Genomic DNA, 19818 nt, shown 5'->3' with positions numbered 1-19818 from the left:
TCATCCTGCCCCCGTCTCCTGGATCGGGGCGGATCCTGGATCCGCCGACCTGGAATCGCGAAGCCTGCGGAACACGGCGGGAGTTGTCCATCCGCGCAGTGTGGCGTGGACGGACGACCTGAAGGCGGCCTGTGCCGTGGGGGCGTCCAGCGCACCGGCCAGTTCAAGGGTCACGAGCCCGTGCAGGGTCACCCAGAGCGAAAGGGCGATCGACGTCACCGGGCCGTCGAGGACCGACTCCGCCACGGCCCGGTCGATCGCCGCGACGAGTGGCCGTACGGGGTCGCTCGTACCGACCGCTCCTGACGGCTCGAAGGACTGCACTCCGCCGAACAGCACCGAGTACAGGTGGCTGTGGTCGCGCCCCCACCGCCGGTACGCCACGGCCAGCGCGTAGATGTCGGCAAGGGGGTCGTCGGAGGCGGGCACCGCCGCCACGACCCGGAAAAGGCTGGTGACGGCCGTGCCGCGGACCGCTTCGATCAGCCCGTCCTTGCCGCCGAACAGCGAGTACACCGCCGCTGTCGATGCCCCGGCGGACGCCGCCACGGCCCGGACGGTGACCGACTCCCGCGGCCGGGTGGCGAGCAACTCGGTCGCGCACTCCACGAGCCGCTCTTTGACGGTCTCGTCGTTCGTTCTGGGCCTGCCCATGACGAGAAGCCTACCTTCTTTGGTAACGTCGTTTCAAAACAGTGTTATGAAACTTCGGAGGCCCGCCTTGCCCGCCTTGTCAAAGTTCGTCATACGTCTCGTCGGCCTCGCCGGCCGCTTACTCCTGGCCCTGGTGGCCGTCACGGCGCTGGTCGTCGCCTTCCTCGTCCTGCTCGTCCTCACGGACGGGGCGGGATCAGGGCTCGGAGCATGGCTCACGGCCTCCGGGGCCGGGGTCGCGGCCGCACTGTGGCGGAGCCGGCGGCGCACCCGGGCGGCCCGGATCGTTCCGTTCCTGCCGGTGATCGTCGCGGCGGCCCTGACCGCGTCGGTCTGTGTCCCGACCGCACCCACGGCCCGGCGGTACCCGCCGACCCTGCCGTTCGTGACCACGCAGCACTGGAACCTGACCACGGGCAGCCGTGTCGCGGTGTACCACTACCCGCCCGCGAAGGCCGTCCCCCGCCGTCCCGTCCCGCTCGTCTACCTCAACGGTGGACCGGTGCGCGGCATCTCGCTGCTCGACCACCGGTTCCTGCGGCTCCTGGCGCACCAGGGCTACGACGTCTACGCCTACGAGCAGGCCGGCGGCGGACGGAGCGGCCTGCTCCCCATGGACCAGTACACGATCTCCAGGTCGGTCCGCGACCTCGCCGCCTTCCTCGACCGTCTGGGCGGACGCGGGGCCGACGTCCTCGGGTTCTCGTCGGGCGCCGTCGTGCTCACCCGGGCCCTGGCCGACCCCGGCACCGCCGCGCGCCTGCGCCGGGCGATCATCGCCGAACCCGGTCCGATGGACGGTCCCACGGCGCGGAGCGCCGGGCACAAGGGCCGGAAAACCGCCCGCGGCCTCGCGCCGGTGCCGACAGGGCCGCGATCGACGCACGTCCCCCGGTACGCCGTGGCGTTCGGCCTCATGCGACTCGGACTCCTCACCCCCGGCACCGGGCTGATCGGACAGGCGGAAGGCGACAACGCCTTCACGGCCGCGGACCTCGGCGGTGACACCGCGTCCGCCTACTGCGCGCGCGACGCGCACCGCATCCCCTCCGAGGACACGGCGCGGAACTTCTCCTTCAGCCCCGCCGCCAGCCTCCGCGTCCAGCAGTCGGTCAGGGACTCGCCCTCCGTCGCGGCGCAGCTGAGGCGGTCCCGGGTCCCCGCGATGCTGATGATCGCCGAATGCTCCTCCCAGGTCCGCCGATGGGCGACCGACATCCTCGCCAATGACCCCGCCGTCCGGCGCACGCAGTACATGCCCGGTGTCGGGCACCACATGTGGAACGGCCTGGACGACAACGACGACCGGGCCGCCGCCGTCATCACCGCGTTCCTCCAGGACGAGCCGGCGCCCTTGCCCGACTTCCCGGCCCGCGAGGACGTACCCGCCTTCCTGCGCGACCGCAGGTGACATTCGCCGGAGACGGCGCCGAGTTCGCGGGAGAACGAAGAAAAGGCTCCCTCTCGGTTTCTACCGGGTTAATAGCAGGGAAATCGAGATGCCTGTGAGAACTGAGGGGAATTCCGCTACAACCCCTGCCCGGTGTGTGGTGTCCAAGCGTGTGGAAAAGAAACCGAACCCCGTACGCGGGTGCGGGCCCACGGCTCGATCACCAACCGCCGTGACGACGGCGGAAGCGGTGAAGACGCATGCGCCCGCGCCTTTTCTCCACCGGATCCGATCGCCTCTCCTTCGACCGGTCCCGGTCGTCACCGATTTCCCGAAAGGCTGTTTCCACATGCGCACGTTAAGGACCACCGCCTCCACCGCCTCTCTTGCTCTCGCCCTCGGCGCGGGCGTGCTCGCGGCGTCCACCGCCCAGGCGGTCACGGCGAACCCGGCCTCTCTCAGCCGCACCACGTGGGGCCAATTCCGGTACGACGCCGCCGCCGGGCAGATCAACGACCTGAGGGTGACCGCGAAGACGGTCGACGTCGGCTCCGAGGACTACTACGTCGTCCTCATCACCTTCCGCGACAAGTACGACATCGCCCTCTCCACGGACCAGTGCCGCTATCCGTCGGCGGCCGACCACAAAATCGTCGAGTGCACGAAGACGGTCGGCGTGGGCGGCACCAACGACACGGATTACTTCGACGCCCACCTCGGTGACGGCAACGACACCGCGACGCTCACCGGCCCCACGCTGAACTCGGTCTACGGCGGCAAGGGCAACGACGTCCTCAAGGGCAATTCCGGCTCCAAGCCGTACGGGGAGGACGGCAACGACCGCATCGACGGGGGCGGCGGCGTCTACGGCGAGGGCTCGTCCGGCGGCGCGGGCAACGACACGCTCACCAACTGCGCCGTCGCGTGCCACGGAGGTTCCGGCAACGACACTCTCGTCGGCACCGCCTCGGGACAGCTCTCCGGCGGCCTGTTCGGGGACGACGGCAACGACGTCATCCACGCCGGGGCCGGCGCCGACCTCGTCCACGGCGGCAAGGGTGACGACAAGCTGTACGGCGACAGCGGCAACGACAAGATCTACGGCAACAGCGGCAACGACCTGCTGCACGGCGGCACGGGCACGGACACGCTGTCCGGCGGCCCGGGCACCGACAGGGTCTACCAGAACTAGAACTAGAACTAGAACGGGAGCGAGAGCGGGAACGGGAACGCAGAACTTGTAACGCGGGCCCGCCGGGGGGCGGGCGTGGGGGCTCACCGTCGTCCTCGCGCCCGCTCCCAGGGTCTTCCTCGGGCTGCCCCCGGTGTTCCGGACGCCCGTCACCCGGCCGGCCGGAACTCTTCGCTCCGTCTCCCGCGTTCTCACGACGTGACCCTTCAGCAAGAAATCGTCGGCAACGCCATGCAGATGGCGGTCGTCAACCTGCGCCTCGGCCAGACCGTGTACTGCGAGGCGGGGAAGTTCCTCTTCAAGACCACCAACGTGACCATGGAGACGCGGCTCTCCGGGCCGTCGGGCGGCGGTGGCGGGGGACAGCAGGGCGGCGGGGGTGGCATGGGCGGCATGCTGCGCCAGGCCGTGGGGACCGCCATGCAGGCGGGCCAGCGCGCCCTCGCGGGCGAGTCGCTGGCGTTCCAGTACTTCACGTCGACGGGCGGCGAGGGCACCGTCGGTTTCGCGGGCGTGCTGCCCGGCGAGATGCGCGCCCTGGAACTCGACGGCTCGCGGGCGTGGTTCGCCGAGAAGGACGCCTTCGTGGCCGCGGAGTCGACCGTGCAGTTCGGCATCGCCTTCCAGGGCGGCCGGACCGGGCGCAGCGGCGGCGAGGGTTTCGTCCTGGAGAAGTTCACCGGCCACGGCACGGTGATCATCGCGGGCGCGGGCAACTTCATCGACCTGAACCCGGCCGACTTCGGCGGCCGCATCGAGGTCGACACGGGCTGTGTGGTCGCCTTCGAGGAGGGCATCCAGTACGGCGTCCAGCGCATCGGCGGTCTCAACCGGCAGGGCCTGATGAACGCGGTCTTCGGCGGCGAGGGCCTGTCGCTGGCCACCCTGGAGGGCAACGGACGGGTGATCCTCCAGTCCCTCACCATCGAGAGTCTGGCCAACGCCCTGAGAAAGGCCCAGGGCGGCGACAAGCAGGGGCCGACGGGCGGGCTGTTCTCGACCGGCGCGGGGTGAGCGCCAGGCCCGCGCGGGGCGCGCCCTCGGCCGGTCCGGACCGGGCGGGGCGCGGGAGCGGTGGAAGGACGCGGGGAGTTTTCGCCCGGAACCGATGAGTTGCGGGTGCGGGTGGGGTCTGCCCTGATGGCAGCAGACCCCACCGCAAGGAAGCAGGCACCGCCATGGGCAAGCTCACCCTCACCGCGTTCGTCAGCATCGACGGAGTCCACCAGGCGCCGGGCGGCCCCGGGGAGGACCCCAGCGGAGGCTTCGACCAGGGCGGCTGGAGCGTTCCCTTCGGCGACGACGACTTCGGGAACTTCGTCGTCGACAACTTCTCCCGCGTGGACGCGTTCCTGCTGGGCAGGCGCACGTACGACATCTTCGCGGGGTACTGGCCGAAGATGACCGACCCGGCGGACCCGATCGCCTCCAAGCTGAACGCGCTGCCCAAGTACGTCGTCTCCTCGACCCTCACGGAGCCCGCCTGGGAGGGCACGACCGTGATCACCGGAGACCTCGGCGAAGAGGTCGCCGCCCTCAAGGAGCGCACCGAGGGCGAGCTCCAGATCCACGGCAGCGCCGTCCTCGCCCAGTCCCTGTTCGCCCTCGGTCTGATCGACACCCTGCACCTGATGACCTTCCCCGTCGTGCTCGGCGCCGGCCGCCGCCTGTTCGCCGACGGCGCCGCCCCCACCGCGTTCCGGCGCACCGGCGGCACGATCACCGGCACGGGCGTCGCGATCAACACGTACGAGCGCGAGGGCCGGCCCACGTACGGCAGCTACTAGGGCGGCGGCGGCAGGCGACGGCGTCCGGCGACTGCCGGTACCGCGGCAGATGGCAGGAACGCGAGCGGTCGGCCGCCGGTCTTCGAGGGCCGGCGGCCGACCGCGCGCGGCGGGTCAACCGCCGGAGAATTCCTCGGAGCCGGTCGAAGAAATCGGCGCACTTGACATTGACATGTCATCTACGCGCGTCATTCTGGATGCATGAGATTCCCCCCACGAACCACCCGTATCGGGGCCCTCGTGGCCCTCGTGTCCGCTCTGCTCGTCGGCGGCACCACCGCGGCTCCGGCCAACGCGGCGGCGACCGCCGTCGGCAGCATCTGTTACAGCGCGCTGCCTTCCCAGGCGTACGACACGCTGGACCTGATCGACTCGGGAGGCCCCTTCCCGTACTCGCAGGACGGGGCGGTCTTCCAGAACCGGGAGGGTGTCCTGCCCGCCCAGTCGACGGGGTACTACCACGAGTACACGGTCAAGACGCCCGGCTCCTCCACGCGGGGTGCCCGTCGCATCGTGACCGGCAAGAAGACCCTCGAGGACTACTACACCGCCGACCACTACGTCACGTTCAGGCTGATCAACTTCGGCTGCTGATCCGGGCCGCCGGGCGTCCGGCCCGCGATCAGCCGGACTTCCCGCTCTGCGCGGCCGCGAACAGCGCGAGCGCCAGTACGACGAGCGCGGCGCTCGCGTAGAGCTCGTGACCGTCGAGGAAACCGAGCCGCCGCACGAGCCCCCACCCGTGCAGTCGGCCGGTGACCTCCTGGACCAGACCGATGACGCCCTGAACGAGGGCGACGAAACCGAGTACCTCCAGCACCTGCTTCATGCGACGACCCTCGCCCCGCGGACCCCCCGGGCACATCGGCCGCGGGGCGAGGCGTGTCCGACCGAAGTCGCGGAGCGCCGGCCCCTGCCGGACGAAAGTCTGAAGCGCGCCGACTTCGGTCGCCGACAGGGCCCGCGGAGAGGCGGCGGCGGGTTCGGGTGCGTAGATTCGGCCACCGTGAGTGGTGACAATCCGGCGCCCGAGCGGCGTGACGTCATGGCACCGGTCCCGGCCGCCCGGCGCTGGCTGCTGCCGTCCGCCGTGGCCGCGGACCTCGACCCCGACGCCGAGCGCACCGGGCCCTTCGGGCGGCCCCGGCGCACCGTGCGCGACTGGATCGTCGACTTCGGCTGCTTCCTGCTGGCCGTCGCCATCGGACTCGCGGCCGCGAGCAGCGTCGACGACGATCCGAACATCCCGCACGGTCTCGCCGTCGCCGACCAGCTGATCGGCGTGCTCGCCTGCGCCGCGGTCTGGCTCCGCAGACGCTGGCCGCTGGGACTGGCCGTCGCCATGATCCCCGTCGGCCTGGTCTCCAACACGGCCGCCGGCGCCGGGCTCGTCGCCCTCTTCACCCTCGCCGTGCACCGGCCCTTCCGGTACGTGGCCTGGGTCGCCGGCGTCCAGCTCGCGCTGCTTCCGGCGTTCTTCTGGCTGCGGCCCGACCCCGAGCTGCCGTACCTCGCCGCCCTCGCCGTCACCGCGCTGCTCACCTCCGCGGTGGTCGGCTGGGGGATGCTCGTACGGGCCAAACGCCAGCTCATGCTGAGTCTGCGGGACCGTGCGCGGCGGGCCGAGAACGAGGCGGCGCTGCGGGCCGAGCATGCGCAGCGGCTCGCCCGGGAGGCGATCGCCCGCGAGATGCACGACGTGCTCGCGCACCGGCTCACGCTGCTGAGCGTGCACGCGGGAGCGCTGGAGTTCCGGCCCGACGCGCCGCGGGACGAGGTCGCCCGGGCCGCGGGGGTGATCCGCGAGAGCGCGCACGAGGCACTGCAGGACCTGCGCGAGATCATCGGGGTGCTGCGGGCCGGGGACTCCGACGAGGCGGGGCGGCCGCAGCCGACGCTGGCGGCGCTCGACGGGCTGGTCGCCGAGTCGCGCTCCGCCGGCGCGAAGATCGTCCTCGACAACCGGGTCGCCGACCCGGGCGCCGTGCCCGCGTCCGTGGGCCGCACCGCGTACCGCATCGCCCAGGAGGGGCTGACGAACGCGCGCAAGCACGCGCCGGGGGCGGAGGTCACGGTGACGGTGCGGGGTGCCGCCGGTTCCGGGCTGACCGTGACCGTCGCCAATCCCGCGCCGTCGGGGCCGGTGCCGAAGGTGCCGGGGTCCGGGCAGGGGTTGATCGGGCTGACGGAGCGGGCGTCGTTGGCGGGTGGGCGGTTTGAGCACGGGGTGGTGGGGGGTGGGGGGTTTCGGATTCGGGCCTGGTTGCCGTGGGGGGCGTAGCCGCTCGTGCCGACGGTCGCGGGTCTCGGCCGGTGGGTGGATCGATACCGGTCCGGTGGGTGGATTGGCACCGGTCCGGTGGGTGGATCAGCACCGGCCCGGGGGTGGATCAGCACCGGCCCGGGGGTAGGTCGGCACCGGTCCGGGGGTGGGTCGGGGCCGTGCCGGTACATCCGCCCGCATCCGAACGGATCCCCCCGGCGCCGCACAGCACAGGCGGGTTCCGATCCGTCCGGCCTGCGGGCATCTGATGTACCGGCACGTCCCCTCCCGCGCGCGGCCGGCTGCGGGTGTGTCGTGGTGGCCGTCCCGTTCAGCCCCGGCCGGGGAAAATTTCAGCCCCTCCGGCGTTTGAGGAGCGGGGGTCCGGGGGCGGCGCCCCCGGGTTCGGGTCGGGTAGGGGCGGAGGGGGCGAAACAACGCTTGGGGAGCTGATTGGGTGGGGGCATGACTGGGATTCGGCTGGTGCTCGTGGACGACGATCCGTTGGTGAGGGCGGGACTGGCCCTCATGATGGGGGGCGCCGAGGACGTCGAGATCGTCGGCGAGGCCGCCGACGGCAGCGAGGTGGAGGAACTCGTCGACCGCACCCGGCCCGACGTCGTCCTGATGGACATCAGGATGCCCGGTGTCGACGGACTGACCGCCACCGAGCGGTTGCGCGGGCGGGAGGAGGCGCCCCAGGTCGTCGTCCTGACGACCTTCCACGCCGACGAGCAGGTGTTGCGGGCGCTGCGCGCGGGCGCCGCCGGGTTCGTCCTCAAGGACACACCGCCCGCGGAGATCCTGTCGGCGGTACGCCGGGTCGCGGCCGGGGACCCGGTGCTGTCGCCCACCGTCACCCGCCAGTTGATGGAGCACGCCGCGGGCTCCACCCTCGACACCCGCAGGGCCGGGGCCCGCTCCCGGATGGCCGTCCTGAACGAGCGTGAGCGCGAGGTCGCCGTCGAGGTCGGCCGGGGCAGGCCGAACGCGGAGATCGCCGCCGGACTGTTCATGAGCGTCGCCACGGTCAAGACCCACGTCTCCCGCATCCTGGCCAAGCTGGACCTCAACAACCGCGTGCAGATCGCGCTGCTGGCGTACGACGCGGGGCTGCTGGAGGAGGACGGGCACTGACCGGGACTCCCGCGCGTTGGAGGGGTGACGGGAGGGAGAGTCGTGATCGATCTGGGGGAGTACGGAGCGCGGTTCACCGAGGACCCGCACCCGGTCTACGCCGAGTTACGCGCGCTCGGCCCCGTGCACCGGGTGCGGCTGCCGGCGCCGGACTCGGCGCACGAGACCTGGCTCGTCGTGGGGTACGAGGAGGCGCGGGCCGCGCTCGCCGACCCGCGGCTGGCCAAGGACGCGGGCGCCCTGGGGTTGGTTTTCTACGACCAGGACCTGATAGGCCAGCACATGCTGCTCGCCGATCCGCCGCAGCACACCCGGCTGCGGACGCTGATAGCGGGCGAGTTCACCGGACGGCGGGTCGCGGCGCTGCGCCCGCGGATCCAGGAGATCACCGACGAGCTGCTCGACGCGATGCTTCCGCGCGGGCACGCGGACCTCGTCGAGTCCTTCGCCTATCCCCTCCCGCTGACCGTCATCTGCGAGCTGCTCGGGGTGCCCGAGCCGGACCGGACCGCCTTCCGCGCACTGTCCACGGAGGTGGTCGCTCCCACCGACGCCGAGAGCGCGCAGAAGGCGTTCGCCCAACTCGCCGAGTACCTGGACGAACTCATCGAGGACAAGCGGTGCGCGGGTCCCACCGGCGACCTGCTCAGCGGTCTCATCCGCACCACGGCCGAGGACGGCGACCGGCTCTCGGCGCGGGAGCTTCGCGGCATGGCGTTCCTGCTCCTCGTCGCCGGACACGAGACGACGGTCAACCTCATATCCGGCGCGGTCCGGGCCCTGCTCGGTCATCCCGACCAACTCGCCGCCGTCCGCGCCGACATGACGCTCCTCGACGCCACCGTCGAGGAGACGCTGCGCCACGACGGCCCGGTGGAGAACGCGACCTTCCGCTACGCCGCCGAGCCGCTGGACATCGGTGGCACGGCGATCGCGGCGGGGGAGGAGGTGATGATCGGTCTCACCGCGGCCGACCGTGACGCGGTGCGCTATCCGGAGCCCGACCGCTTCGACCTCCGGCGCGAGACCCGCGGCCATCTCGCCTTCGGGCACGGCATCCATTACTGTCTGGGCGCGCCGCTGGCCCGGCTCGAAGCCCGGGTGGCCCTCCGTTCCCTGCTGGAGCGGTGCCCGGACCTGGCGCTCGACGGACCGCCGAGCGGCTGGCTGCCCGGCATGCTGATGAGAGGCGTGCGCCGCATGCCGGTGCGCTGGTGAGCGGCCCGGTGCCGTGTGAGGAGCGTTGCCCGTGCTGCGTACGGCGGAGATCACCGCGGAGCTGTCCGGTCTCGAGGACCCGCACCATCGGTTCTACTGGCGCCCCCGACTGGAGTTCAGCGTCGACTGCTTCATCTGCGAGCGGACGGGACGGACCACGCTGTTCGAGCACGAGGCCGAGCGGGCGCTGTGCTCCGGCAGCCGCAGCGGATTCCAGCGCCACCACACCGCGGGCAGGATCGCGGCGTTCGACACCACGAGCGGCCGGGAACGCGAGGCGGTCCGGGCGCTGGTCGACTTCTGGTGGGCGCCCTTCACCGACACCCGGGACGGCCGGGAGGCCGCCGCGCCCACCAGCCGGCCCTGGGTGCGGCTGCACTTCGGCTACATGTGCCCCGAGGCCGACGAGTCCGGGGCCGGCAGCATCCAGACCAACCTGGTGCGGCCGTACCACCCGACGTGCAAGCACTGCGACCGGCGGCTCGGCGTCGACGGCGAGACGCCCTCCGTGCGGCTCCTGACATGAGGCACTGACCCACGGCCGCGTTCCCGCGCACGGTCAGAGCCTGCCGCCCGGGATCTCCGCCGGTGAGACCGGGCGGCGCTCGCGGCGGGACAGCTCGCAGGCCTCGGCGATCCGCAGCGCCTCCAGCGCCTCGCGGCCGTCGCAGGGGTTGGGGCGCTCGCCGCGGACCACCTCGACGAACGCGGCGAGCTCCGCCTCGTACGCGGGGCCGAAGCGTTCCAGGAAGCCCGTCCACGGCTTGTCCGCGGGCGGCGGCCCGGCCGGTTCGGTCGAGGCGATCGGCGTACGGTCGTCGAGGCCGACGGCGATCTGGTCCAGCTCGCCGGAGAGTTCCATGCGGACGTCGTACCCCGCGCCGTTCACGCGGGTGGCCGTGGCCGTCGCGAGCATGCCGTCGTCGAAGGTGAGGACGGCGGCGCCGGTGTCGATGTCGTTCGCCTCGCGGAACATCGCGGGCCCGGCGTCGGAACCGGTCGCGTACACCTGGACGACCTCGCGGCCGCTGACCCAGCGCAGCATGTCGAAGTCGTGGATCAGGCAGTCGCGGTAGAGGCCGCCGGACAGCGGGAGATAGCCGGCCGGGGGCGGCGACTGGTCCGACGTCATCGCGCGCACGGTGTGCAGCCGGCCGAGCCGGCCCGAGCGCACCGCCTCGCGGGCGGTCGTGTAGCCCACGTCGAAGCGGCGCTGGAAGCCCATCTGGAGAACCGTTCCGGCGGCGTCGACCTCGGCGAGCGCGGCCAGCGTTCCCGCCAGGTCGAGGGCGATGGGCTTCTCGCAGAAGACGGGGAGCCCGGAGCGGGCCGCCCGGCCGATCAGCTCGGCGTGGGCCGAGGTGGCGGCCGTGATGACCATCGCGTCCACGCCCCAGGTGAAGATCTCGTTCACGGTGGGCGCCGCCGTCGCGCCCAGCCGGTCCGCCAGCCGCTGGGCCCGTACGGGATCCGCGTCCGTGACGATCAGGGAGCCACCGACCTCCCGGTGACGGCTGAGAGTGGTCGCGTGAAATGTACCTATACGACCTGCTCCGATGAGTCCGATGCGCATGGGAACAACCTGGTGGGCGACCCGTGACGCTGTCAATGGTTTGTCCGGACAATCGAACTTCACAACTTCCCGTCAACATCTCCCGGAGCTACGCTCGATCCGTGGCCAAACCAGATGTGGATCCGACCGTGTCGCTCCAGCTCGGCGTCGACCGCACCAGTCCGGTCCCGTTGTACTTCCAGCTGTCGCAGCAGCTGGAGGCCGCCATCGAACACGGAGCGCTGACCCCGGGCAGCCTGCTCGGCAACGAGATCGAGCTCGCCGCGCGCCTCGGTCTGTCCCGCCCCACGGTCCGCCAGGCCATCCAGTCCCTCGTGGACAAGGGACTGCTCGTACGGCGCCGGGGTGTCGGCACCCAGGTCGTGCACAGCCAGGTCAAACGCCCCATGGAACTCAGCAGCCTCTACGACGACCTGGAGGCGGCCGGCCAGCGCCCCGCGACCCAGGTGCTCGTCAACACCGTCGAACCGGCGTCCACCGAGGTCGCGGCCGCCCTCGGGGTGGCCGAGGGCGGCGAGGTCCACCGTGTCGAACGGCTGCGGCTCGCGCACGGTGAGCCGATGGCGTACCTCTGCAACTTCCTGCCCCCCGAGCTGCTGGAGCTCGACAGCGACAGGATGGAGGCCACCGGCCTGTACCGGCTGATGCGCGGGGCCGGCATCACCCTCCACAGTGCCCGGCAGTCCGTCGGCGCCCGCGCGGCCAGCGCGGACGAGGGGGAGCGGCTGGGCGAGCCGGCCGGGGCCCCCGTGCTCACCATGCGGCGCACCACCTTCGACGACACTGGCCGCGCCGTCGAGTTCGGCTCCCACATCTACCGCGCCTCGCGCTACTCCTTCGAGTTCCAGCTCCTCGTACGGTCCTGACGCAAGACGGCCCCGGCGCGCGACGGCCCTGGCGTACGACGGCCGGGAGAAGGCGTGGACGCGGCGCGGGGCGGGCGCGGTCCCCGAGGCATCGCTTGTGCGGCCGTCGTGTGGCCGCGACATGGGACGCGGACCGGGTGTTGCGTTTGTCACCCATTGATCCGCATCGCGCCTCCTTTGTGGGTGATCGTTTCCTCCAGCCGAAGTGCGCCACCATGCCGGACGGCCTGTGGCACGAGCCGGGGAGCCGTGCCCTGCGAGGGGTGCGGCGGCGCGTCCGGACGGCCGCGCGGGCCGTCCGGGACAGGTCACAGAAGGCCCACAGGTCACATGTGTCACCGCGCCTCCACGGTGCGGCCCCGGTGCGGCGTAGGGCAGAATCGGCGCGATGAGCACCTACCGCGACCTCGCGCTGCCCCGAGCTCTCGGCTCCGCTCGTGCGGGGGGCACCCCCATCGGCTCCGCGCGGGCCACCGTCCTGCGGACCGTGGGCACACGCGAGCGCCGTTCCCACCTGACGGCTCCCCGCGTCCCCACCGTCGGCATCGACATCGGCGGCACGAAGGTGATGGCGGGCGTGGTGGACGCCGACGGCAACATCCTGGAGAAGGTCCGTGCGGAGACGCCGGACAAGTCCAAGAGCCCCAAGGTCGTCGAGGACACCATCGTCGAACTGGTGCTGGACCTCTCCGACCGGCACGACGTGCACGCCGTCGGCATCGGGGCGGCCGGCTGGGTCGACGCCGAACGCAACCGCATCCTGTTCGCCCCCCACCTGTCCTGGCGCAACGAGCCGCTGCGCGACCGGCTCGCCGGACGGCTCGCGGTGCCCGTCCTGGTCGACAACGACGCCAACGCCGCCGCATGGGCCGAGTGGCGCTTCGGCGCCGGGCGCGGCGAGGACCACCTCGTGATGATCACGCTCGGCACCGGCATCGGGGGCGCGATCCTGGAGGACGGCCAGGTTAAGCGGGGCAAGTTCGGGGTCGCCGGGGAGTTCGGCCACATGCAGGTCGTGCCCGGGGGCCACCGCTGCCCGTGCGGGAACCGCGGCTGCTGGGAGCAGTACAGCTCGGGCAACGCACTCGTCCGCGAGGCCCGCGAACTCGCCGCGGCCGACTCCCCGGTGGCGTTCGGGATCATCGAGCACGTCAAGGGCAACGTCGGCGACATCACCGGCCCGATGATCACCGAGCTGGCCCGCGAGGGCGACGCCATGTGCGTCGAACTCCTCCAGGACATCGGCCAGTGGCTCGGCGTCGGCATCGCCAACCTGGCCGCCGCCCTGGACCCCTCCTGCTTCGTCATCGGCGGCGGGGTGAGCGCGGCCGACGACCTGCTGATCGGTCCCGCCCGCGACGCCTTCCGCCGGCACCTCACGGGCCGCGGCTACCGCCCCGAGGCACGCATCGCGCGCGCCCAGCTCGGCCCCGAGGCAGGCATGGTCGGGGCCGCCGACCTCGCGCGGCTCGTCGCCCGCCGTTTCCGGCGCGCCAAGCGGCGCCGCGTGGAACGCTACGAGCGGTACGAGCGTTATGCCGGGACCCGCCGTACGACCGGGCAGGAGTCACGGTGACCGCTTCACTCCCTCGTCAGGCGACGTCCCCGGACGAGCCGCAGCGGCCGCCCGAGGACCCGCGCCACAAGTTCCGCCGCCGCGCGCTGACCCTGTTGATCATCGTGCTGCTCATCGGCGTGCCGGCCGGCTACCTGGTGATCTCCGCCGACCAGAGCCGCAGCAGCGGCAAGGACAAGGAGGAGAAGTACTCGGCGACCGGTCTGACGGCGGGCTGGCCCGCGCGCGTTCAGCGCCGCCTCTACCAGGTGCCCATCCCCGGCAAGTCGACCGACGTCGCGTACTACGAGACGAACAACTGGAAGACCAGCCGGCTGTACGTCCAGTTCGGCACCACCCAGGCGGGTCTCGACGCGTTCCTCAAGAGCGTCGGCACCAGCCGCGCCGCGCTGAAGAAGGACCACATCACCATCAGCGACCGCAACCAGAAGGTCGTCGGGTGGGAGTTCACGGGCCCCGGCCCCTGGTGGGGACTCGTCCACAAGCAGAAGGACCCCGCGCCCACCCAGGACATCGTCGTGAACGGCTCCGAGACGGACCATCCCATGGTGTACGTCGTCTCGCGCACGATCCCCTAGCCCGCCGCCGTCCGCCGTCCGCCGCCGCGTCCCGCCATGGCCGTGGGAGCCGGTTGTCAGACCCCGCCCGTAGAGTCGAGGACAACTGATTCGACCGACGGGCGGGAGGTGACCGGGCGTATGCGGGACGGGGCGGAAGCGGTGACGGCGCGGGTGCCTTCCGCGGGCGCGCCTTCGGCACGGGCGCGTTCCGGGTCCGCGGCGGATCCCGGGACGCGGGAGCTCACGCGGCCCCCGGCGCCCTCCGCGCGGCTCGCCGCCGTCTTCCTGCCCGCGCCGCTGCCCCGCGAAGGCCGCGTCGCGTTCTGGGACCCGCAGGGTGAATCCCCGCCCACCGAGGACGACAGCCCGAGGAGGGGAGAGCACCCCGACGGGGTGACGCCGCCCGCACCCGGCACGCGAGCGTCCGCGCGCGAGCACACCGAACTGACGGTCGTACGGCCGCACGGCCCGGGCGTCCGCAGGAGCACCGTCCCCGCGGTGACCCTCTCCGTCGGCGAAGCCCTCCCCCTGCTGGCCGGGGCGCGGCGCGACCCCTCGGCCCATCCCGCCACCGTCTGCTGGGGCGCCGCGGCCCTGCACGCGCTGCGCCTCGTCGCCCGCGGACGCCTGCTGCCGGGGCTCACCGCCGACGGCGTCGACGCTTGGCGCGCGGGCCCCCTCGACCCGGAGGACATCGCCCATCTGAGGTCGGTCGCCGAGGCCCTCCCGTACGAGGGACACGCCGTCCCCCTGCCCGGCGGGGGACCGGTCCGGCTGCCCGAGCCGGAAGCACTGATGCGGTCCTTCCTGGACGCGGTCGCCGACACCCTGCCCCGCACCCCCGCCGCGCCCCACACCTGCGGCAGGCCCTTCGCGGCCCGCGAGCCGCAGCGGCTGACCGGCGCGCACGACTGGGCCGCCGAGGTCGCCGCCGGCATGGACGCGGGCGTACGGATCTCGCTGCGCCTGGACCTGTCCGCCCACCAGCTCTTCGACGACGGCGAGGGAGCGCGGCGCGCGGGCGCCGCCGTCGTCCAGGTGCACAGCCTCGCCGACCCCACGCTCGTCGTCGACGCGGCCGCCCTGTGGGCGGGGGAGGCCGGCACGGCGTTCGGACCCCGCGCCCGTGTCGACGCCGCCCTCGCCGTCCGTCGCGCCGCCCGGGTCTGGCCGCCCCTGGACCGCCTGTCCGAACAGGACGTGCCCGACGTGCTCGCCCTCTCCGAGGAAGAGCTGTCGGACCTGCTCGGCGTCGTCGCCACCCGGCTCGGCGCCGCCGGTGTCGCCGTGCACTGGCCCCGGGACCTGGCGCACGACCTGAGCGCCGCCGCGGTGGTGCGGCCGGCCCCCGGATCGGCGACCGACGGGACCGGGTTCTTCGAGAGCGGGGAACTCCTCCAGTTCCGTTGGCAGCTGGCCCTCGGCGGAGATCCGCTCAGCGAGGCCGAGATGGACGCGCTGGCCGAGGCCCACCGGCCGGTCGTCCGGCTGCGCGACCAGTGGGTCCTGGTCGACCCCGCCCTCGTCCGCAAGGCCCGCAAGCGCGAACTGGGCCTGCTCGACCCGGTGGACGCCCTCTCCGTCGCGCTCACCGGAACCGCCGAGGTCGACGGCGAGACCGTCGAGGCGGTGCCGGTCGGGGCCCTCGCCACGCTGCGCGACCGCCTCACCGCGGGCGTGCCCCCCGTCGAGCCCCCGCCCGGCCTTGACGCCCGTCTGCGGGACTACCAGCTCCGCGGCCTCGCCTGGCTGGACCTGATGACCTCCCTCGGCCTCGGCGGCTGCCTCGCCGACGACATGGGTCTCGGCAAGACCGTCACCCTCATCGCGCTGCACCTGAGGCGGGCCCGCAGCGAGCCGACGCTGGTGGTCTGCCCCGCCTCGCTCCTCGGCAACTGGCAGCGGGAGATCACCCGTTTCGCGCCCGGCGTCCCCGTGCGCCGGTTCCACGGCCCCGACCGCACCCTCGACGGTCTCGACGGCGGCTTCGTCCTCACCACGTACGGCACGATGCGGTCGGCCGCCGCCCACCTCGCCGACCAGCGCTGGGGCATGGTCGTCGCGGACGAGGCACAGCATGTCAAGAACCCCTACTCGGCGACGGCGAAGGCCCTGCGGACGATCCCGGCGCCCGCGCGCGTCGCGCTCACCGGCACACCCGTGGAGAACAACCTCTCCGAGCTGTGGGCCCTGCTGGACTGGACGACCCCGGGCCTGCTCGGCCCCCTGAAGTCCTTCCGCGCCCGGCACGCGCGCGCCGTGGAGAACGGGGAGGACGAGGAGGCCGTGGCCCGGCTCGCGCGGCTGATCCGCCCGTTCCTGCTCCGCCGCAAGAAGTCCGACCCCGGCATCGTCCCCGAACTTCCGCCGAAGACGGAGACGGACCACCCCGTCCCGCTGACCCGCGAACAGGCGTCCCTCTACGAGGCGGTGGTCCGTGAGTCCATGCTGGCGATCGAGACCGCCGACGGCATCGCCCGCCGCGGACTGGTCCTCAAACTGCTGACCTCCCTCAAGCAGATCTGCGACCACCCGGCCCTGTTCCTCAAGGAGGACACACGGGCGGCCGTGCGGGGCACCTCCGCCCGTTCGGGCAAACTGGCCCTGCTCGACGAGCTGTTGGACACCCTGCTCGCCGAGGACGGCTCGGCGCTCGTCTTCACGCAGTACGTCGGCATGGCCCGCCTCATCACGGCCCATCTGACCGCCCGCGCGGTCCCGGTGGAACTGCTGCACGGCGGTACGCCGGTCGCCGACCGCGAACACATGGTGGACCGCTTCCAGAGCGGGGCGACCCCCGTCCTGGTGCTGTCGCTCAAGGCGGCCGGCACCGGTCTGAACCTCACCCGCGCGGGCCATGTCGTCCACTTCGACCGCTGGTGGAACCCCGCGGTCGAGGAGCAGGCCACCGACCGCGCCTACCGCATAGGCCAGACCCAGCCCGTCCAGGTGCACCGGCTCATCACCGAGGGCACGGTCGAGGACCGGATCGCCGAGATGCTCGAAGCGAAGCGGGCCCTCGCCGACGCGATCCTCGGCTCCGGCGAGGCGTCCCTGACGGAACTGACCGACCGCGAGCTGTCGGACCTCGTCTCGCTTCGGAGGCCGACATGAACGGGACCGGGGGAGAGGAACCCCGCGTGTCAGAGGAGGAGCTTCCCGTGTCCGAGGCCGGAGCCGGTGAGCCGGCCGACGGTGCCGGTTCGCACCGGCCCGCCATGGGAGACCGCCCCGCCGACGCGGCCCGTCGGGCCCTGCGCGCCGCGCGGAGGGCCATGGCGGCCGACGATCACTCGGGTGCGGGTGCGGGTGCGGGTGCGGGTGCGGGTGCGGGTTCCGGTGAGGGCACGGGTGCAGGTGCTGGTGCCGCTCATGCGGGTGTCGGTGTCGGTGTCGGGCGTGAGGTGGCGGTCGGTACGGAGTCCGTGTCGTCCACGCCTTCCGACGAGGCCGCGCGCTCCGTGGTCTCCGCCTCGTCCTCGGCTTCCGCGACGGCCTCCTCGCAGCAGGAGTCCGGGGTGCTCCCGATGGGGGCCGCGTCGCGGGCGCGGCCGGGTGACGCGGCCCGGGAGGCCCTGCGGAGGACGACGACGGGCGACGCGGCGCTTCCGGTGCCGGGGAAGTCAGCCGCCTCCGGCCGTTCCGGTGCGCGGACCCCGGGAGGGGCCCGCCCCGGTGACATCGCCCGCGAGGCGTTGCGTGCCGCGCGGGACGAGGCGAGACGGCACCGGTCCGAGGCGGTGGACGGCACCGGGGAGCGGACGGCGGAAGCCGAGGGCGAGGGAGCCGGACCGAGGCGCCGGCCCGCCAGGACGTCCCCCGCCGGTGCACGGGGACGACGGGGTCCCGCGCACGCCCGGTCCACGGAACGGGCCTCCCAGGAGCGGGAGTTCCGGGACCTGCTCACGAACGGCTTCCGGTTGCCCCCGGACGTCGTCGTCGGCGCTCCCGCCCCGGAGACCTGCACCCCCGAAGCCTCCACTCCTGAGGTTCCCGCCTCCGGAGCCCCCACCTCTGAGAGTTCCGCTTCCGAAGTCTCCGTCCCCGCGGCCCCCGCCTCCGAGACCCCTGCCTTCGAGGCTCACGCCCCCGAGTTCTTCGCCGAACCCTTCACCGAGTCCTTCGCCTCGGCGGGTGCCGGAGCCCGGCACCCGGAGCCGTCCGTCCCCGCCGAGCGGCGCCCGCGCTCCATGGGAGCCCCGGGCCGTGACGGCGAGTTGCGCCGTACCTTCCCCGCCTTTCCCGCGCGGGTCCGCAAGGAGGGCGGGTTCGCGGAGACGTGGTGGGGCAACGCGTGGGTCACGGCGCTGGAGGAAGGGGCGCTGGACACGGCACGGCTGGCACGCGGACGGACGTACGCCGGGCACGGCAACGTCGACGCCGTCACCGTCACACCGGGTCTGGTGCTCGCCTATGTGCACGGGAGCCGGCCGCGGCCGTACCGCGTCCAGATCAGGGTGCGGACGCTGACCGAGGACGACTGGGACCGTTTCCTCGACGCCGCCGCCGAGCGGCCGGGGCACATCGCGGCACTGCTGGACAAGGAGATGCCCAGGTCGCTCGCGGACTGTGGTGCCGGACTGCTTCCCGGCCCCGGCGAACTCGAACCGCACTGCAGTTGCCCCGACTTCGGGCACCCCTGCAAGCACGCGGCGGCCCTCTGCTACCAGACGGCGCGGCTGCTGGACCAGGACCCGTTCGTCCTGTTCCTGCTGCGCGGACGGGGCGAGCGCGAGCTGCTCGACGCGCTGTCCCGGCGCAACGCCACCCGCGCGGCCCGAGCCGCCCAGGAACGGGAACCGGCACAGCCGGCCGGCGTGCGCGCCCGTGACGCCCTCGCGCGACGCGCGCTGCCGCCCCTTCCCGCTCCGCTGCCCCCGCCCGCGCACCCGGGGCAGCCGCCGGCCTACCCGGGCGTGCCGGGCGGTCCGGACGCCTTCGCGCTGGACCAGTTGGCCACGGACGCCGCGGCCCGCGCGTACGCGCTGCTCACCTCGGGCCGCGACCCCGTCGCGGAACTGACGCTCTGGCAGGACGCGGTACGTGTCGCCGCGGCCCGCCCCGGGTCCGGGCTCACGGCCGCCACCCGCGCCCTCTACTCCTCGCTCGCGTCCGCGGTCGGCCGTACCCCGGTCGATCTGGCACGGGCGGTCGCCGCCTGGCGGCAGGGCGGACTCGACGCGCTGGACGTGCTCGAAGAACCCTGGGACCCCCCGGCGGGCCGGTTCGACCGGGCCCGGCCGCTGCTGCTGGCCGCCGACTTCCCGGCCTTCCGCCCCTGGCGCAACCACCTCACCCACCCCCGCGGCCACGCCCAGCTCCGCCTCGGCCGCAACGGTCTGTGGTACGCCTACGAGTCCGAGCAGGGCCGTGACGACTGGTGGCCCCGCGGCACCCCGGACCTCGACCCGGTCGGCGCCCTGACGGGCCTGGGCGCACCGGGCGAGCTCTAGGGGACCCATTTCCGTGCCGCGCTTTTGGGGACAAGGCGCGCTCGTGTCGACGGCCATTGTTTCGGGACCGTGTCGCTTTGTGCCGGCAATCAGAAATCACTGAGATCGACAGCATCCTCGGAAAGGGTGTAAATGTCTTGGATTTCTGA

At 72.9% G+C, this 19818-nt stretch carries 18 protein-coding genes; 14 read left to right on the top strand and 4 right to left on the bottom strand.

From position 1 onward, the window contains the following. Nucleotides 1–654, bottom strand: coding sequence for a TetR/AcrR family transcriptional regulator (locus ACFW6B_RS21335; protein WP_386598046.1), 654 nt, complete (start codon nucleotides 652–654; stop codon nucleotides 1–3). Between the two features lie 46 nt (nucleotides 655–700). Here ACFW6B_RS21335 and ACFW6B_RS21330 point away from each other — a divergent pair, with 46 nt between their 5' ends. From ACFW6B_RS21330 to ACFW6B_RS21310, 5 genes are all read left to right on the top strand, one after another. Further along, nucleotides 701–2065, top strand: coding sequence for an alpha/beta hydrolase (locus ACFW6B_RS21330; RefSeq protein WP_386598045.1), 1365 nt, complete (start codon nucleotides 701–703; stop codon nucleotides 2063–2065). A 328-nt stretch (nucleotides 2066–2393) separates the two neighbouring features. Then, entirely contained in the window at nucleotides 2394–3236 is an 843-nt protein-coding gene (locus ACFW6B_RS21325) for a calcium-binding protein (protein ID WP_386598044.1), read from the top strand. 198 nt (nucleotides 3237–3434) lie between these two features. Beyond that, nucleotides 3435–4250, top strand: coding sequence for an AIM24 family protein (locus ACFW6B_RS21320; RefSeq protein WP_386598043.1), 816 nt, complete (start codon nucleotides 3435–3437; stop codon nucleotides 4248–4250). A gap of 164 nt (nucleotides 4251–4414) precedes the next feature. Further along, complete coding sequence (locus ACFW6B_RS21315) at nucleotides 4415–5023, top strand: dihydrofolate reductase family protein (RefSeq protein WP_386598042.1); 609 nt, start codon at nucleotides 4415–4417, stop codon at nucleotides 5021–5023. Between the two features lie 201 nt (nucleotides 5024–5224). Further along, nucleotides 5225–5617: a ribonuclease domain-containing protein gene (locus ACFW6B_RS21310; protein ID WP_386598041.1), complete on the top strand. Its 393-nt coding sequence runs from the start codon at nucleotides 5225–5227 to the stop codon at nucleotides 5615–5617. Between the two features lie 28 nt (nucleotides 5618–5645). On the opposite strand, the gene ACFW6B_RS21305 is transcribed toward ACFW6B_RS21310, so the two are convergent. Continuing rightward, nucleotides 5646–5852: a hypothetical protein gene (locus tag ACFW6B_RS21305; RefSeq protein ID WP_386598040.1), complete on the bottom strand. Its 207-nt coding sequence runs from the start codon at nucleotides 5850–5852 to the stop codon at nucleotides 5646–5648. A gap of 216 nt (nucleotides 5853–6068) precedes the next feature. Here ACFW6B_RS21305 and ACFW6B_RS21300 point away from each other — a divergent pair, with 216 nt between their 5' ends. From ACFW6B_RS21300 to ACFW6B_RS21285, 4 genes are all read left to right on the top strand, one after another. Continuing rightward, nucleotides 6069–7304: a histidine kinase gene (locus ACFW6B_RS21300; RefSeq protein ID WP_386598090.1), complete on the top strand. Its 1236-nt coding sequence runs from the start codon at nucleotides 6069–6071 to the stop codon at nucleotides 7302–7304. A gap of 447 nt (nucleotides 7305–7751) precedes the next feature. Then, entirely contained in the window at nucleotides 7752–8423 is a 672-nt protein-coding gene (locus tag ACFW6B_RS21295) for a response regulator (RefSeq protein ID WP_386598039.1), read from the top strand. 42 nt (nucleotides 8424–8465) lie between these two features. Beyond that, entirely contained in the window at nucleotides 8466–9641 is a 1176-nt protein-coding gene (locus ACFW6B_RS21290) for a cytochrome P450 (protein WP_386598038.1), read from the top strand. Between the two features lie 31 nt (nucleotides 9642–9672). Next, nucleotides 9673–10167, top strand: coding sequence for a hypothetical protein (locus tag ACFW6B_RS21285; protein ID WP_386598037.1), 495 nt, complete (start codon nucleotides 9673–9675; stop codon nucleotides 10165–10167). 33 nt (nucleotides 10168–10200) lie between these two features. On the opposite strand, the gene ACFW6B_RS21280 is transcribed toward ACFW6B_RS21285, so the two are convergent. Continuing rightward, nucleotides 10201–11214, bottom strand: coding sequence for a Gfo/Idh/MocA family oxidoreductase (locus tag ACFW6B_RS21280; RefSeq protein ID WP_386598036.1), 1014 nt, complete (start codon nucleotides 11212–11214; stop codon nucleotides 10201–10203). 128 nt (nucleotides 11215–11342) lie between these two features. Here ACFW6B_RS21280 and ACFW6B_RS21275 point away from each other — a divergent pair, with 128 nt between their 5' ends. The 4 genes from ACFW6B_RS21275 to ACFW6B_RS21260 all read left to right on the top strand — a co-directional run bounded on the left by ACFW6B_RS21275 (nucleotide 11343) and on the right by ACFW6B_RS21260 (nucleotide 17330). Then, nucleotides 11343–12080: a GntR family transcriptional regulator gene (locus ACFW6B_RS21275; RefSeq protein WP_386598089.1), complete on the top strand. Its 738-nt coding sequence runs from the start codon at nucleotides 11343–11345 to the stop codon at nucleotides 12078–12080. Nucleotides 12081–12468: 388 nt separating this feature from the next. Further along, nucleotides 12469–13656 (top strand): ROK family glucokinase, encoded by a 1188-nt coding sequence (locus ACFW6B_RS21270; RefSeq protein WP_386598035.1) that lies wholly within the window; start codon nucleotides 12469–12471, stop codon nucleotides 13654–13656. Then, entirely contained in the window at nucleotides 13653–14234 is a 582-nt protein-coding gene (locus tag ACFW6B_RS21265; RefSeq protein ID WP_386598034.1) for a sugar kinase, read from the top strand. The genes ACFW6B_RS21270 and ACFW6B_RS21265 overlap by 4 nt, the downstream gene beginning before the upstream one ends. A 120-nt stretch (nucleotides 14235–14354) precedes the next feature. Then, complete coding sequence (locus tag ACFW6B_RS21260) at nucleotides 14355–17330, top strand: SNF2-related protein (RefSeq protein WP_386598033.1); 2976 nt, start codon at nucleotides 14355–14357, stop codon at nucleotides 17328–17330. Nucleotides 17331–17359: 29 nt separating this feature from the next. Here ACFW6B_RS21260 and ACFW6B_RS21255 read toward each other — a convergent pair whose 3' ends face one another. Then, nucleotides 17360–17590 (bottom strand): hypothetical protein, encoded by a 231-nt coding sequence (locus ACFW6B_RS21255; RefSeq protein ID WP_386598032.1) that lies wholly within the window; start codon nucleotides 17588–17590, stop codon nucleotides 17360–17362. Between the two features lie 51 nt (nucleotides 17591–17641). Between ACFW6B_RS21255 and ACFW6B_RS21250 the strand changes: the two genes are divergently transcribed. After that, nucleotides 17642–19669 carry an SWIM zinc finger family protein gene (locus tag ACFW6B_RS21250; protein ID WP_386598031.1) on the top strand — a complete coding sequence of 676 codons (2028 nt, stop codon included), beginning with the start codon at nucleotides 17642–17644 and terminating at the stop codon, nucleotides 19667–19669. The last annotated feature ends 149 nt before the right edge of the window (nucleotides 19670–19818 follow it).

Origin of the sequence: Streptomyces sp. NPDC058751, from assembly GCF_042746485.1 — a bacterium.
Lineage (GTDB): Bacteria > Actinomycetota > Actinomycetes > Streptomycetales > Streptomycetaceae > Streptomyces.
Note: the sequence above shows the minus strand (reverse complement) of the source record. Positions and strands in the feature narration are given on the sequence as shown.

What these genes read in the sequence shown, in the direction of transcription:
- ACFW6B_RS21335 (WP_386598046.1), bottom strand. Translation starts at nt 654, where the DNA reads ATGGGCAGGCCCAGAACGAACGACGAGACCGTCAAAGAGCGGCTCGTG.
- ACFW6B_RS21330 (WP_386598045.1), top strand. Translation starts at nt 701, where the DNA reads ATGAAACTTCGGAGGCCCGCCTTGCCCGCCTTGTCAAAGTTCGTCATA.
- ACFW6B_RS21325 (WP_386598044.1), top strand. Translation starts at nt 2,394, where the DNA reads ATGCGCACGTTAAGGACCACCGCCTCCACCGCCTCTCTTGCTCTCGCC.
- ACFW6B_RS21315 (WP_386598042.1), top strand. Translation starts at nt 4,415, where the DNA reads ATGGGCAAGCTCACCCTCACCGCGTTCGTCAGCATCGACGGAGTCCAC.
- ACFW6B_RS21310 (WP_386598041.1), top strand. Translation starts at nt 5,225, where the DNA reads ATGAGATTCCCCCCACGAACCACCCGTATCGGGGCCCTCGTGGCCCTC.
- ACFW6B_RS21305 (WP_386598040.1), bottom strand. Translation starts at nt 5,852, where the DNA reads ATGAAGCAGGTGCTGGAGGTACTCGGTTTCGTCGCCCTCGTTCAGGGC.
- ACFW6B_RS21300 (WP_386598090.1), top strand. Translation starts at nt 6,069, where the DNA reads ATGGCACCGGTCCCGGCCGCCCGGCGCTGGCTGCTGCCGTCCGCCGTG.
- ACFW6B_RS21295 (WP_386598039.1), top strand. Translation starts at nt 7,752, where the DNA reads ATGACTGGGATTCGGCTGGTGCTCGTGGACGACGATCCGTTGGTGAGG.
- ACFW6B_RS21280 (WP_386598036.1), bottom strand. Translation starts at nt 11,214, where the DNA reads ATGCGCATCGGACTCATCGGAGCAGGTCGTATAGGTACATTTCACGCG.
- ACFW6B_RS21270 (WP_386598035.1), top strand. Translation starts at nt 12,469, where the DNA reads ATGAGCACCTACCGCGACCTCGCGCTGCCCCGAGCTCTCGGCTCCGCT.
- ACFW6B_RS21260 (WP_386598033.1), top strand. Translation starts at nt 14,355, where the DNA reads ATGCGGGACGGGGCGGAAGCGGTGACGGCGCGGGTGCCTTCCGCGGGC.
- ACFW6B_RS21255 (WP_386598032.1), bottom strand. Translation starts at nt 17,590, where the DNA reads ATGAGCGGCACCAGCACCTGCACCCGTGCCCTCACCGGAACCCGCACC.